This window comes from Pseudomonas putida (assembly GCF_002906855.1).
Classification (GTDB): Bacteria; Pseudomonadota; Gammaproteobacteria; order Pseudomonadales; family Pseudomonadaceae; genus Aquipseudomonas; species Aquipseudomonas putida_N.
In genome coordinates this window covers 514,483-527,269 of sequence record NZ_MINI01000048.1, presented here as the reverse complement: position 1 = coordinate 527,269, position 12,787 = coordinate 514,483, and the positions used below count along the sequence as shown (strand labels likewise).

At 61.3% G+C, this 12,787-nt stretch carries 13 protein-coding genes; 12 read left to right on the top strand and 1 reads right to left on the bottom strand.

Features of this window, described 5'->3' with window-relative positions:
* Positions 1 to 4: 4 nt before the first annotated feature.
* Entirely contained in the window at positions 5 to 1,558 is a 1,554-nt protein-coding gene (gene norR, locus BGP85_RS25220) for a nitric oxide reductase transcriptional regulator NorR (RefSeq protein ID WP_103445646.1), read from the bottom strand.
* Positions 1,559 to 1,713: 155 nt separating this feature from the next.
* On the opposite strand from norR, the gene hmpA reads away from it, so the two are divergent.
* From hmpA to BGP85_RS25155, 12 genes are all read left to right on the top strand, one after another.
* Positions 1,714 to 2,889, top strand: coding sequence for an NO-inducible flavohemoprotein (gene hmpA / locus BGP85_RS25215; RefSeq protein WP_103445645.1), 1,176 nt, complete (start codon positions 1,714 to 1,716; stop codon positions 2,887 to 2,889).
* Positions 2,890 to 3,234: 345 nt separating this feature from the next.
* Positions 3,235 to 3,741, top strand: coding sequence for a disulfide bond formation protein B (locus BGP85_RS25210; protein WP_103445644.1), 507 nt, complete (start codon positions 3,235 to 3,237; stop codon positions 3,739 to 3,741).
* Positions 3,742 to 4,299: 558 nt separating this feature from the next.
* Complete coding sequence (gene cyoA / locus BGP85_RS25200) at positions 4,300 to 5,235, top strand: ubiquinol oxidase subunit II (RefSeq protein ID WP_103445643.1); 936 nt, start codon at positions 4,300 to 4,302, stop codon at positions 5,233 to 5,235.
* Between the two features lie 3 nt (positions 5,236 to 5,238).
* Positions 5,239 to 7,257: a cytochrome o ubiquinol oxidase subunit I gene (gene cyoB / locus BGP85_RS25195; protein ID WP_027920309.1), complete on the top strand. Its 2,019-nt coding sequence runs from the start codon at positions 5,239 to 5,241 to the stop codon at positions 7,255 to 7,257.
* Between the two features lie 3 nt (positions 7,258 to 7,260).
* Positions 7,261 to 7,884 carry a cytochrome o ubiquinol oxidase subunit III gene (gene cyoC, locus BGP85_RS25190; protein ID WP_027920308.1) on the top strand — a complete coding sequence of 208 codons (624 nt, stop codon included), beginning with the start codon at positions 7,261 to 7,263 and terminating at the stop codon, positions 7,882 to 7,884.
* Positions 7,884 to 8,216, top strand: coding sequence for a cytochrome o ubiquinol oxidase subunit IV (gene cyoD, locus BGP85_RS25185; protein ID WP_103445642.1), 333 nt, complete (start codon positions 7,884 to 7,886; stop codon positions 8,214 to 8,216). The genes cyoC and cyoD overlap by 1 nt, the downstream gene beginning before the upstream one ends.
* Before the next feature lie 11 nt (positions 8,217 to 8,227).
* Positions 8,228 to 9,115 carry a heme o synthase gene (gene cyoE, locus BGP85_RS25180; RefSeq protein WP_054887539.1) on the top strand — a complete coding sequence of 296 codons (888 nt, stop codon included), beginning with the start codon at positions 8,228 to 8,230 and terminating at the stop codon, positions 9,113 to 9,115.
* 239 nt (positions 9,116 to 9,354) lie between these two features.
* Positions 9,355 to 10,563 carry an alanine transaminase gene (alaC, locus tag BGP85_RS25175; RefSeq protein ID WP_103445641.1) on the top strand — a complete coding sequence of 403 codons (1,209 nt, stop codon included), beginning with the start codon at positions 9,355 to 9,357 and terminating at the stop codon, positions 10,561 to 10,563.
* A 149-nt stretch (positions 10,564 to 10,712) separates the two neighbouring features.
* Positions 10,713 to 11,096, top strand: coding sequence for a YkgJ family cysteine cluster protein (locus BGP85_RS25170; protein ID WP_103445640.1), 384 nt, complete (start codon positions 10,713 to 10,715; stop codon positions 11,094 to 11,096).
* A 180-nt stretch (positions 11,097 to 11,276) separates the two neighbouring features.
* Positions 11,277 to 11,840: a GNAT family N-acetyltransferase gene (locus BGP85_RS25165; RefSeq protein ID WP_103445639.1), complete on the top strand. Its 564-nt coding sequence runs from the start codon at positions 11,277 to 11,279 to the stop codon at positions 11,838 to 11,840.
* Entirely contained in the window at positions 11,837 to 12,394 is a 558-nt protein-coding gene (locus BGP85_RS25160) for a hypothetical protein (protein ID WP_103445638.1), read from the top strand. The genes BGP85_RS25165 and BGP85_RS25160 overlap by 4 nt, the downstream gene beginning before the upstream one ends.
* Before the next feature lie 11 nt (positions 12,395 to 12,405).
* Positions 12,406 to 12,786 (top strand): lysozyme inhibitor LprI family protein, encoded by a 381-nt coding sequence (locus BGP85_RS25155; RefSeq protein ID WP_103446231.1) that lies wholly within the window; start codon positions 12,406 to 12,408, stop codon positions 12,784 to 12,786.
* Position 12,787: the final 1 nt, after the last annotated feature.

Sequence of the window (12,787 nt, the reverse complement as noted above, 5' to 3'; positions counted from 1 at the left end):
TGACTCAGCGAAGCCCCAGGCGGCGCGCCAGGCGGCTCAGGTTGGCACGGTCCAGGCCAAGTTCGCGGGCTGCTGCGGCCCAGTTGTCCTGATGACGTTGCAGGCAGGCATCGATCACCTGGCGCTGGTAATCATCCAGTGCTTCGCGCAGGCCGCCGACGGGTACCGCCAGGGCTGCAGGCGTGGCATGGGCAAGGGGCGCTGTCGGGGCTGGCTGGGGGGCTCGCAGGTCGAGGTCGCTGGCATCCAGGGTGAGGATGCGTGGGCGCTCCGGGTGTTGGCCCATGGCCTTGAGGGCCGAACGACCGATCAGGTGTTCGAGTTCGCGCACGTTGCCCGGCCAGTCATACGCCAGCAGTGCTGCTTGCGCTTCACTGCTCAGCCGAAGGCTGTTCAAGCCAAGGCGCGATCGATTCTGTTCGAGGAAATAGCCAGCAATAAGCAGTACGTCGCGACCACGTTCGCGTAACGGCGGCACCTGTAGCGGATACACGCTGAGGCGGTGGTAGAAGTCGGCGCGGTAGTTGCCTGCGCGCACCTCGGCGGCCAGGTCGCGGTTGGTGGCGGCGATCAGGCGTACATCGACGCGATGTTCGTGGTCCGAGCCCAGGCGTTGCAGTTGGCCACTCTGCAGCACGCGCAATAGCTTGGCTTGCACGGTCAACGGCAATTCGCCCACTTCATCGAGGAACAGCGTACCACCGTTGGCCAGCTCGAACTTACCGCGGCGTTCGCCGTGGGCGCCCGTGAAGGCGCCACGCACATGGCCGAACAGTTCGCTTTCCACCAGGGTGTCGGGGAGGGCTGCACAGTTGAGGCTGACCAGGGGTTTGTCGGCGCGGTTGCTGGCCTGGTGCAGGGCCATGGCCACCAGTTCCTTGCCCACGCCGGTTTCGCCGGTGATCAGCACGGTCAGCTCGCTGCCGCCTACCAGGCGGATTTCTTCGAGCAAGCGCTTGTGCGCCGGGCTCTGGCCGATCAGCTCCTTGTCCTGGCCGCTGGCCTGGCGGTAGATCTCGGCGCGGTGGTGCTCGTCCTCGGCGCGCAGGGCCAGGTGCTCGATGCGCTCGGCCACGGTCACGGTGGCGGCGGCCAGGCTGGCGAAGGCCTGCAGGGCTTCCAGTTCCAGGCTCTGGAACTGGCCTGGGGTCAGGGCGTCGAGGGTAACCAGGCCCCACGGGCGCTCGTCGACCATCAGCGGGCAACCCATGCAGTCGTGTACCTCGAGGGCGGCGTCATGAGCGTTGACCAGGCCATCGTAAGGGTCGGGCAGCTCGGAGTCGCTGGCAAAGCGTGTCGGCTCCGGGCGGCTGAGCAGGATCTGGAAGCGCGGGTGCTCACTGACTTTGAAGCGACGGCCCAGGGTATCGGGCGAAAGCCCATCGACGGCCAGCGGCACCAGCCATTCGCCATCCAGGCGCAGCAGCGCGGCGGCATCGCAGGGCAACAGCCCGCGCATCGCCTGCAGCAGCCGGCGGTAGCGTTCCTGGTCGGGCAAGTCGCGGGACAGGTCACTGACCAGGGGCAGCAAAGTGGTGAGCAACGGCTTTGTAGTCATATGGACTCCTGTAAGTCGTTTTGACTATACGCCCGGGTAGGTCTATTTGACATGATCGGCGTCAATGCCCTGATTTTATTGGCGAAAAAAGTTGGCACGATTGCTGTAACAGCAGTGGCAACCATTTGAAGCCTCAGGCTCAGGAGTTGTCGCAAATGCTCAATGCCGAACAACGTGCAATCATCAAAGCCACTGTCCCTCTGCTGGAAACCGGTGGTGAGGCGCTGACCACCCACTTCTACAAGATGATGCTCAGCGAATACCCAGAGGTCCGTCCGCTGTTCAACCAGGCCCACCAGGCCAGCGGCGAGCAGCCGCGCGCCCTGGCCAATGGCGTGCTGATGTATGCCCGTCACATCGACCAGCTGGAGCAGTTGGGTGGCCTGGTCGGCCAGATCATCAACAAACACGTTGCCCTGCAGATTCTGCCGGAGCACTACCCGATCGTCGGCCGCTGCCTGCTGCGCGCCATCGAAGAAGTGCTGGGCAAGGAAATCGCCACCCCTGAGGTCATCGCTGCCTGGGCCGCTGCCTACGGCCAACTGGCCGACATCCTGATCGGTGCCGAGGAAAGCCTCTACAAACAGAAGGAAGAGGCTGCGGGCGGCTGGCGCGGTACTCGTGAATTCCGCCTGGTGCGTCGCGAGCAGGAAAGTAGCGAGATTACTTCGTTCTACTTCGCCCCGGTGGACGGCCAGCCGGTACTCAAGGCTGAGCCAGGCCAGTACATCGGCCTGCAGCTGTTCATCGACGGTGCCGAGCAGCGCCGCAACTACTCCCTGTCGGCCCTGTGCGACGGCCGCCAATACCGCATCAGCGTCAAGCGCGAGGAGGGCGGCAAGGTCTCCAACTACCTGCACGATGAGCTGGTGGTGGGCGACACGCTGCAGCTGTTCCCGCCAGCGGGTGACTTCACTCTGGCGGCCAGCGACAAACCGCTGGTGCTGATCAGCGGTGGTGTGGGCATTACCCCAACCCTGGCGATGCTCGAAGCCGCACTGCAAACCCCGCGTGAGGTGCACTTCATCCACTGTGCGCGTAACGGTGCCGTGCATGCCTTCCGCGACTGGGTCGACGGCCTGGCCGAGCGCCATCCGCAGCTCAAGCGCTTCTACTGCTATGCCGAACTGGACGGTGGTGCTGCCGCCGATGCCGTGGGCCTGCTGAGCGAGGACCTGTTGGCCGAGTGGCTGCCGCACGGGCGTGACGTGGATGCCTACTTCCTTGGGCCCAAGGGCTTCATGACGGCGGTCAAGCGCCAGTTGAAGGGCCTGGGTGTGCCGGAGCAGCAGAGCCGCTACGAGTTCTTCGGGCCGGCGGCTGCCCTGTAGGAGCGGGCTTGCCCCGCCAAAGGGCCGGTACCGGCGAATATTTCCTGCCTATATATAAAGAAAGATGAAAGGTGCCTCGGGCACCTTTCATCTTTAATCCTCCTTTAATCACTGTATCCTTCACTCCCGGGTGTCGAGGGGCTTGCCCCTGCGCGGCACCCGGGCAGCCGCTTTTTTACCGGCCGATGTTGAACCGACGTTGCTGCAGCCGGTCACAGAGTCTCCGGATAGCCCTGCGCAGTGCTGTCTCGCCGCCCCCTCGCACGCTAAAGGGCCATGCCTGCGTGTAGAATTGCACTCAGGCGGGCGGACCACGCTGCCACCTATCCATCGAAGGAATCGGCAATGAACGAACAAACATCGCGCCTGAATCGCGAACGGCGCTTTCTGGTGCTGCTGGGGGTGATCTGCCTCGCCCTGATCGGCGGAGCGCTGTACATGCAGGTGGTACTGGGCGAGGCACCTTGCCCACTGTGCATCCTGCAACGCTATGCCTTGCTCTTTATTGCCATCTTTGCGTTCATTGCCGCTGCCATGCCCGGGCGCCGCAGCCTGACCCTGTTCGAGGGTCTGGTAGTGCTTAGTGCCATTGGCGGAATCGTTGCGGCTGGCAACCATGTGTATATACTCGCCAACCCCATGGTCAGTTGCGGCATCGATACGCTGCAGCCGATCGTCGACGACCTGCCCCTGGCCAAGCTCTGGCCACTGGCGTTCCAGGTCGACGGCTTCTGCAGCACGCCGTACCCGCCGATCCTCGGTTTGTCACTGGCGCAGTGGGCGCTGGTGGCGTTCGTCCTGACGGCCATCCTGGTACCGTTCGGCATCTACCGCAACCGGCGCCAGCCTTAGACATAAGTCCCGATTTCGGTGTGGTCTTTTGCACCGGATGAGAAGAGCGAAAAGTCTTCCCCCGCTTGATCCAGATCAACCTCAAAGCCTTGCGAAATGCGGGTTCGAGGGCTATTAAGCGGGGTGCGACAAACTGTCGCGAAGTTGATTTATCGAGCTGGATTGTTACGGATTCTGTAAAGGACTGTTGCTCAATAAGTCATAGTCAAGGGTTGGCGACCTATCTACAATCGCCCCCAATTTCCGTTCGGCACTGCTTGCGAGTCGCAGGATTGAAGGAAGCCCCAGCGCTCCTTTTTGCTGACTTCGTCAAGTTTCGCCCAACGGCGATACCGGGCGGACCCCCCTCCGCGTTTTCCCGCACCAAATGGACTTGGTCTGAAGTACAGGCCTGTTGCCTACGAAACCATAAGCACCGCTAACACGCTTTGCGCCAAGGTCCTGCAGTCGGGCCCGGGCAGGAGCGAGTACGGGCGCGAAATGCCGCACTTGGCAGGACGAAGTGTTGGCTACCAAAACACAAATTGCATTGAAGCAAGCTGATCTAGAGGTCGTGAGATGAGTAAAAAGCGTTACCCCAGACTGTTTGGCATATTGCCCTTTTTAGGCATGCTTTTACTCAGTGGGTGCAACTGGACCCTGCTCGACCCGAAAGGTCAGGTCGGCATTGAGCAAAAGAACCTGATCCTGATCGCGACCGGCCTGATGCTGCTGGTGGTGATTCCGGTCATCATCATGACCGTGGCATTCGCCTGGAAGTACCGTGCTTCCAACAAGGCAGCCACCTACACCCCCGACTGGTCGCACTCGACCAAGATCGAACTCGCGGTGTGGATCATCCCGATCATCATCATCATCGCCCTGGGTTACGTCACCTACAAGTCGACCCACAAGCTGGACCCATACCGTCCGCTCGATTCCGACGTGAAACCGATCCAGATCGACGTGGTCGCGCTGGACTGGAAATGGCTGTTCATCTACCCGGAACAGGGCATCGCCACCGTCAACCAGATCAACTTCCCGGCTAATGTCCCGGTGAACTTCCGCGTCACCTCCGACGCCGTGATGAACTCGTTCTTCATCCCGGGCCTGGGTGGCCAGATCTACGCGATGGCGGGCATGACCACCAAGCTGCACCTGATCGCCAACGAAAATGGCGTCTTCGACGGTATCAGCGCCAACTACAGCGGTGCTGGCTTCACCGGCATGAAATTCAAGGCTAATGCGACCTCTCAGGAAGACTTCGACAAGTGGGTCGCCGAGGTCAAGCAGTCGCCACTGAAACTGGGCAAGGCCGAGTACGAAGCACTGGCCAAACCTAGCGAATACAACCCAGTCGCGCTGTACAGCGAGGCACCTGCTGAACTGTTCCAGACCATCGTCGACAAGTACGAAGGTATGAACCGCGGCAAGCCGGTCCACGAAGAAGCAGGCAGCAAAGATCTGGCCACCACCGAGTCGAGTGTGCAACCAGCTGCCGGTGCAGAGGAGTAAGAGATGTTCGGTAAATTAACCCTGGAGGCGATACCCTTCCACGAGCCGATAGTCATGGTGACGCTTGCCATGATCGCGCTCGGGGGTATTGCTGTCGTTGGTGCTATCACCTATTTCCGCAAGTGGACCTACTTGTGGACCGAGTGGCTGACTACTGTCGACCACAAAAAGATCGGCGTGATGTACATCGTCGTCGCGATGGTCATGCTGCTGCGCGGCTTTGCCGACGCCATCATGATGCGTACCCAGCTGGCTGCCGCTACCGGTGGCTCCGAAGGCTACCTGCCGCCTGAACACTATGACCAGATCTTCACCGCTCACGGTGTGATCATGATCATCTTCATGGCGATGCCGTTCTTCACCGGCCTGATGAACCTCGCGGTTCCTCTGCAGATCGGTGCACGTGACGTTGCCTTCCCGTTCCTGAACTCCCTGAGCTTCTACCTGCTGCTGGCAGGCGTGCTGCTGGTCAACATCTCGCTGGGCGTTGGTGAATTCGCCAAGACCGGCTGGGTTGCCTATCCGCCGCTCGCGGGCATTCAGTACAGCCCTGGGGTGGGTGTCGACTACTACATCTGGGCGCTACAGCTCTCAGGCTTGGGTACGACACTGACCGGCGTGAACTTCCTCGTCACCGTGATGAAGATGCGCGCACCTGGCATGAAGCTGATGGACATGCCGATCTTCACCTGGACCTGCACCTGGGCCAACGTGCTGATCGTGGCTTCGTTCCCGATCCTGACTGCTGCACTCGCACTGCTGACTGTTGACCGTTATCTGGACTTCCACATTTTCACCAACGAGCTTGGTGGGAACCCGATGATGTACGTCAACCTGTTCTGGGCGTGGGGTCACCCTGAGGTTTACATCCTGATCCTGCCGGCCTTCGGCGTGTTCTCGGAAGTGACTTCGACCTTCTCCGGCAAGCGTCTGTTCGGCCACCACTCGATGATCTACGCATCGGGCGCCATCGCCGTCCTGGGCTTCGCTGTATGGCTGCACCACTTCTTCACCATGGGTGCCGGCGCCAGCGTCAACACCTTCTTCGGCCTGGCGACGATGCTGATCTCCATCCCGACCGGTGTGAAACTGTTCAACTGGCTGTTCACCATGTACCAGGGCCGTGTGCGCTTCACCGCACCGATGCTGTGGACCCTGGGCTTCATGATCACCTTCTCGATCGGTGGCATGACTGGCGTTCTGCTGGCTGTTCCAGGTGCTGACTTCGTGCTGCACAACAGCCTGTTCGTAATCGCTCACTTCCACAACGTGATCATTGGTGGTGCGGTATTCGGCTACATCGCCGGCTTCGCCTACTGGTGGCCAAAAGCGTTCGGCTTCAAGCTGAACGAGAAGTGGGGCAAAGCTGCCTTCTGGTTCTGGATCTCCGGCTTCTACGTAGCGTTCATGCCGTTGTACGCCCTGGGCTTCATGGGCATGACCCGTCGTCTGAACCACTCCGACAACCCACTGTGGGAACCCTACCTGTACGTAGCCGTTGTCGGCGCCGTGCTGATCCTGTTCGGTATCGCCTGCCAGCTGATCCAGATCGTCGTTTCGATCCGCGATCGCGAGCAGAACCTGGACGTGACCGGCGACCCATGGGGCGGCCGTACCCTGGAATGGTCGACCTCGTCGCCACCTCCGTTCTACAACTTCGCCCACATGCCAGAGAAAGTTGGCCTGGACTGCTGGAACGAAGCCAAGGAAGCCGGTGTTGCCTACAAGGTGCCGGGCAAGTACGAAGCGATCCACATGCCGAACAACACCGCTACCGGTCTGTTCATGGGTATGTTCCTGACTGTCTTCGGCTTCGCTTTCATCTGGCACATCTGGTGGCTGGTTGGCGCGAGCCTGCTGGCAACCATCGCGGTCTTCGTTCGCCACGCTGCGCGTGACGACCAGGGCTACATGGTTCCGGCCGAAGAAGTGGCGCGCATCGAAGGCGAGCGTCTCAAGGCGCTGGCCAAAGCAGGTGCTCTGCCTGCCGGCGCACGTGTCGAATCGTTTGAACGGGTGTAATCAATGTCCAGTCAAGTAATCCACGGTGGCGCGCATGGTCATGACCATGCTCACGATGACCACCACCACGACTCGGGCCAGATGACCGTCCTCGGTTTCTGGCTGTACCTGATGACCGACTGCATCCTGTTTGCGTCGCTCTTCGCCACCTACGCGGTGCTGTCCGGCAGTTTTGCCGGCGGCCCGTCGGGTCACGACATCTTCCAGCTCGACTTCGTAGCTGTTGAAACGCTGTTCCTGCTGCTGTCCTCGATCACCTTCGGCTTCGCCATGCTGAAGATGTTCGACGGCAAGAAAGCGGGCGTACTGGGCTGGTTGGCTGTGACCTTCCTGTTCGGTGCAGGCTTCATCGCGATGGAAATCTATGAATTCCATCACCTGATCGGCGAGGGCTTCGGCCCAACCCGCAGTGGCTTCCTGTCGGGCTTCTTCGCCCTGGTAGGTACCCACGGTCTGCACGTGACCGCCGGCCTGATCTGGATGGCAATCATGATGTACCAGATCAACAAGCACGGCATCACGCCGACCGCCAAGACCCGCATGAGCTGCCTGAGCCTGTTCTGGCACTTCCTGGACGTGGTCTGGATCTGCGTATTCACCGTCGTCTACCTGCTGGGAGTTCTGTAATGGCTAACGCACACGACACTCATCACGAAGGTAACCACGGCAGCGTCAAGTCGTACATGATCGGCTTCATCCTGTCGATCATCCTGACCGCGATCCCGTTCGGCCTGGCCATGTCGCCAAGCCTGCCGAAGAACCTGACCGTTCTGATCATCGTGGCCATGGCTGTGATTCAGGTAGTGGTACACCTCGTGTACTTCCTGCACATGGACCGCTCGAAAGAGCAGCGTTCCAATGTGTCGACGTTCCTGTTCACCGCGATGGTAATCGCTCTGCTGGTCGGCCTGTCGCTGTGGATCATGTTCAGCATCCACTTCGAAATGATGGCCAAGTGAGGTAAGACTGCATGTCCGTAAAGCACTTTATCCAAATCACCAAACCGGGGATCATTTTCGGTAACGTGCTTTCCGTGGCAGGCGGTTTCTTCCTTGCCTCGAAGGGCCATGTGGACTTCGCCCTGTTCCTGGCGGTGGTGATCGGTACTTCGCTGGTGGTGGCGTCCGGATGCGTGTTCAACAACTGCATCGACCGTGACATCGACCACAAGATGGAGCGCACCAAGAACCGCGTCATGGTCCAGGGCGGCATGTCGCTGACCCTCGCGCTGGTCTACGCCACCCTGCTTGGGGTGGCGGGCTTCAGCCTGCTGTATGTGCAGGCCAACCCGCTGTCGGCGTTCTGTGCGCTGATCGGCTTCATCGTCTACGTCGGTTTCTACAGCCTCTGGCTGAAGCGCAAATCGGTGCACGGCACCTTGGTCGGCAGCCTGTCCGGTGCCATGCCTCCGGTGATCGGCTACTGCGCCGTGAGCAACAGCTTCGACCTGGCTGCTGTCACCCTGCTGGTGATGTTCAGCCTGTGGCAGATGCCGCACAGTTTTGCCATCGCGATCTTCCGCTTCAAGGATTACAGCGCTGCCAACATTCCGGTCCTGCCGGTGGCGCGCGGCATCCTCGCGGCGAAGAAGCAGATCGTGCTGTACGTGCTGGCGTTCCTGCTCGCCACCTTGATGCTCACCCTCGGCGGTTACGCCGGCCTCGGCTACCTGGCCGTGGCGGCAGCCATGGGCCTCTACTGGCTGTACATGGCCTGGGGTGGCTACAAGGCCGAGGATGACAGCAAGTGGGCTCGCAAGGTGTTCGGCTTCTCCATCCTCACCGTCACTGCCCTGAGCGTGATGATGGGTGTGGACAGCCAGACCGCTGCAGACGTGCTGATGACCTACGCGCGCTGATCGAGGCAAGTGCTTCACTAAAACCCGGCCACTGTGCCGGGTTTTTTCATGCCTGTTTTTCCTGTTTTGGCGTGAAAACATAAATTCTTTATTTTCAAAAAATACATCTGAAAAATTCTAAGGAAACAGGAAATTATCCTTTACAGATATCCTGTTTCGGCACTATCTTCTGATTCAGGCCGCCGCAGCGGCCAGCGTCGCTCGGACGGTTCCGGGCGCTTACGTCTGCAGAGGAAACCATGGCCAATCCAGGTTCGCCGCGCCGCTTCGCGCGCATCGATCGTCTCCCCCCTTACGTCTTCAACATCACTGCCGAACTCAAGATGGCTGCCCGCCGCCGTGGCGAGGACATCATCGACCTGAGCATGGGCAACCCCGATGGCGCGACCCCGCCGCACATCGTCGAGAAGCTGGTGCAGGTCGCCCAACGTGATGACACCCATGGTTATTCCACGTCCCGCGGCATTCCACGCCTGCGCCGGGCCATCTCCAACTGGTACAAGGAGCGATACGAGGTCGATATCGACCCGGAAAGCGAAGCCATTGTCACCATCGGCTCGAAAGAGGGCCTGGCGCACCTGATGCTCGGCACCCTGGATCACGGCGACACCGTGCTGGTGCCCAACCCGAGCTACCCGATCCACATCTACGGTGCCGTGATCGCGGGTGCCCAGGTGCGCTCGGTGCCGCTGGTGCCGGGGGTGGACTTCTTCAACGAGCTGGAGCGGGCGATCCGCGAATCGATCCCCAAGCCGAAGATGATGATCCTCGGCTTCCCGTCCAATCCGACTGCCCAGTGCGTTGAGCTGGACTTCTTCGAGCGCGTGGTGGCCCTGGCCAAGCAGTATGACGTGCTGGTGGTGCACGACCTGGCCTACGCCGACATCGTCTACGACGGCTGGAAGGCGCCCTCGATCATGCAGGTACCGGGCGCCAAGGACATCGCGGTAGAGTTCTTCACCCTGTCCAAGAGCTACAACATGGCCGGTTGGCGGATCGGCTTCATGGTCGGCAACCCCGAGCTGGTCAGCGCCCTGGCGCGGATCAAGAGCTACCACGACTACGGCACATTCACTCCGCTGCAGGTGGCTGCCATCGCCGCGCTGGAAGGCGACCAGCAATGCGTGCGGGATATCGCCGAGCAGTACCGCCAGCGTCGCAACCTGCTGGTCAAGGGCCTGCACGAGCTGGGCTGGATGGTCGAGAACCCCAAGGCGTCGATGTACGTGTGGGCGAAGATTCCCGAGCAGTACGCGCACCTCGGTTCACTGGAGTTTTCCAAGAAACTGCTGGCCGAAGCCAAAGTCTGCGTGTCGCCGGGCATCGGTTTCGGTGACTACGGCGACGACCATGTGCGCTTCGCCCTGATCGAGAACCAGGACCGTATTCGGCAGGCGATCCGCGGTATCCGCCAGATGTTCCGGGCCGATGGCCTGACCCAGAAATAACGCTTCACCCGGGCCCGCTTCGGCGGGCTCGGGCCTGCCGGATCAACGGCAAACTATTTTTGCATTGCCCCTCTTCTCAGCCGACCTGGCTTCGATTACAAATGGCGCGCGGGCCAGCCCGATAACAACAACCTTCCCTCCGTGCCATCATGTCCGAAAACAATCCTTGCCTTGACTGCGGCGCCTGCTGCGGGTACTTCCGTGTGTCCTTCTTCTGGGGCGAATGCCAGTCCGCCGGTGGCCTTGTGCCGGATGACCTGGTGGTACAGATCAACCCCACCCGTGTTGCCATGATCGGCACCGACGCCAAGCCTTGCCGCTGCGTGAGCCTGCAGGGCGAGATCGGTACCGAGGTGGCGTGCACCATCTACGCCAACCGTTCCAGCCCATGCCGTGAGTTCGAGGCGTCGTGGGAAGGTGGGGTGCATAACCCCAGCTGTGACGATGCGCGGGCGGCCTATGGGCTGCCGCCACTGACCCCGCCCGGTGCCAACGAGCCGCATTGGCCGGATGATGGGGCTGAGGTGGCCTGAGCCATTTTCGCTGCCAGCGGCGCCTGAAGGGTGTTCGCCGATAGAGTTGCAGCGCTGTTGAGATTGGGCGCCGCCCGCGCGGCGCTCGATATCCGCCCCACCGCAAACCCCAAGACATACACCCGCAGCCCCACATAACGTTAAACTGTCATCTCCCCAGCAATGGACAGGAGATCCGGCGTGACCCCACCCCGCAGTTTCCCGACTGACCTCTGCCTCGACAGCCCGCGCCTGCAGCTGCGCCCGATGCGCCATGCCGACGCTGAGCAATGGCTGACGATCATGGCCGACCCCGAGGTCATGCGTTACTGGCACCATGCACCTTGGCAAGACCTGGCCGAAGCCGAAAGCGCCCTGGCCGCCGACCGCGAAGCCTATACCAATGGCGACCAGCTCAAGCTGGGCATGTATCGCCGCGACAATGGCGAACTGATCGGCATGGTCCAATTGTTCAACATCGATGATGTCTCGCGCCGCGGCGAGATCGGCTACTGCCTGGCCAGCGCCGTGCAGGGCAGGGGCTACATGGACGAAGCGCTGACCTGCTTCATCGACTACATCGCCCACACCCTGCACATGCGCCGCCTCGAAGGCGAGATCGACCCACGCAACCAGGGCTCGGCCCGCACCCTCGAACGCCAAGGCTTTGTGCTAGAAGGCACGCTGCGGGCGCGCTGGTGCGTGGCGGGCGAGCTGACCGACTCGGGCATCTACGGCCTGCTGCTGGAGCCGCCAGTCGCATGACCTTGGGCGCCCGCTTACCGGCCTTCTACCTGACGCTGAGCCTTGGCCTCTACCTGCTCAGCCTGGCCTTCGACGGCGCCCTGATGAATGCCGGCCGGCACATGTCCGCACTGCAGATGTTCCTGTACGGCCCCTGGGGCATCCCCTTCGGGATGTTCCAGTGGTTCGCCAACCCGCTGCTGGCGGTCGCCATCCTTTGCCATCGACGCTTCCGTCGGCTTGCGTTGCTGCTTGGGATGGGGGCCTTGTACCTCGCTGCCAGCAGCTTTGGTATAGAGCGCCTGCCGGACAACAGCAGCTATGAATTCACCAACCGTACCGGCTTCGGCGCGGGCTTCTACCTGTGGCTGGCAGCGATCGCTGTGTTTTGTCTGGGCCAGGCCTGGCAGTGTTGGGCCGCGCGCAGCAGTGACGATGTGCCGGGCTGGAGCTGGCTGGATGTCACCCTGATCGCAGCGCTGGCTGTGACCGCCTACGCGGCGACCCAGATGCCAGCGCTGCAATTCGAGCCAGGCAAGGTGTTGATGCCGCCGCCGCCGGTTCAAACGCTATGAAGGGCTTTGCGATGAACAAGCGATACCTGATGCTGTTGGCCTTTGTTGCGCCGATGGCGCTGGCCGATGACAACTCGCCGGCCTACAACCAGTGCATGGACAAAGCCCCCAGCACGCTGGCCATGAGCAGTTGCATCCAGGCAGAGACGCAACATCAGGACCAGCGCCTGAATCGGGTTTACAAGCAACTGACGAGCAAGCTTGAGTCGGGGCCGCAGAAGAGCCTGCGCGATGTGCAGCGGCAGTGGATCGCCTACCGCGATGCCAACTGCAAGTTCCATGTACAGGCCAGTGGCGGGACCATGGCGCAGCTGGAAGGTGGCATGTGCATGCTGGACATGACCCGCGAGCGGGCGGCGGAGCTGGAGCGGGTGCTCAGCCCCGGACGGTGAC

Excerpts from the sequence above, each read along its gene's own strand:
- hmpA (WP_103445645.1), top strand. The coding sequence starts at position 1,714 with ATGCTCAATGCCGAACAACGTGCAATCATCAAAGCCACTGTCCCTCTG.
- cyoD (WP_103445642.1), top strand. The coding sequence starts at position 7,884 with ATGGCTAACGCACACGACACTCATCACGAAGGTAACCACGGCAGCGTC.
- cyoB (WP_027920309.1), top strand. The coding sequence starts at position 5,239 with ATGTTCGGTAAATTAACCCTGGAGGCGATACCCTTCCACGAGCCGATA.
- cyoE (WP_054887539.1), top strand. The coding sequence starts at position 8,228 with ATGTCCGTAAAGCACTTTATCCAAATCACCAAACCGGGGATCATTTTC.
- cyoA (WP_103445643.1), top strand. The coding sequence starts at position 4,300 with ATGAGTAAAAAGCGTTACCCCAGACTGTTTGGCATATTGCCCTTTTTA.
- cyoC (WP_027920308.1), top strand. The coding sequence starts at position 7,261 with ATGTCCAGTCAAGTAATCCACGGTGGCGCGCATGGTCATGACCATGCT.
- BGP85_RS25210 (WP_103445644.1), top strand. The coding sequence starts at position 3,235 with ATGAACGAACAAACATCGCGCCTGAATCGCGAACGGCGCTTTCTGGTG.
- BGP85_RS25160 (WP_103445638.1), top strand. The coding sequence starts at position 11,837 with ATGACCTTGGGCGCCCGCTTACCGGCCTTCTACCTGACGCTGAGCCTT.
- BGP85_RS25155 (WP_103446231.1), top strand. The coding sequence starts at position 12,406 with ATGAACAAGCGATACCTGATGCTGTTGGCCTTTGTTGCGCCGATGGCG.
- alaC (WP_103445641.1), top strand. The coding sequence starts at position 9,355 with ATGGCCAATCCAGGTTCGCCGCGCCGCTTCGCGCGCATCGATCGTCTC.
- BGP85_RS25170 (WP_103445640.1), top strand. The coding sequence starts at position 10,713 with ATGTCCGAAAACAATCCTTGCCTTGACTGCGGCGCCTGCTGCGGGTAC.
- norR (WP_103445646.1), bottom strand. The coding sequence starts at position 1,558 with ATGACTACAAAGCCGTTGCTCACCACTTTGCTGCCCCTGGTCAGTGAC.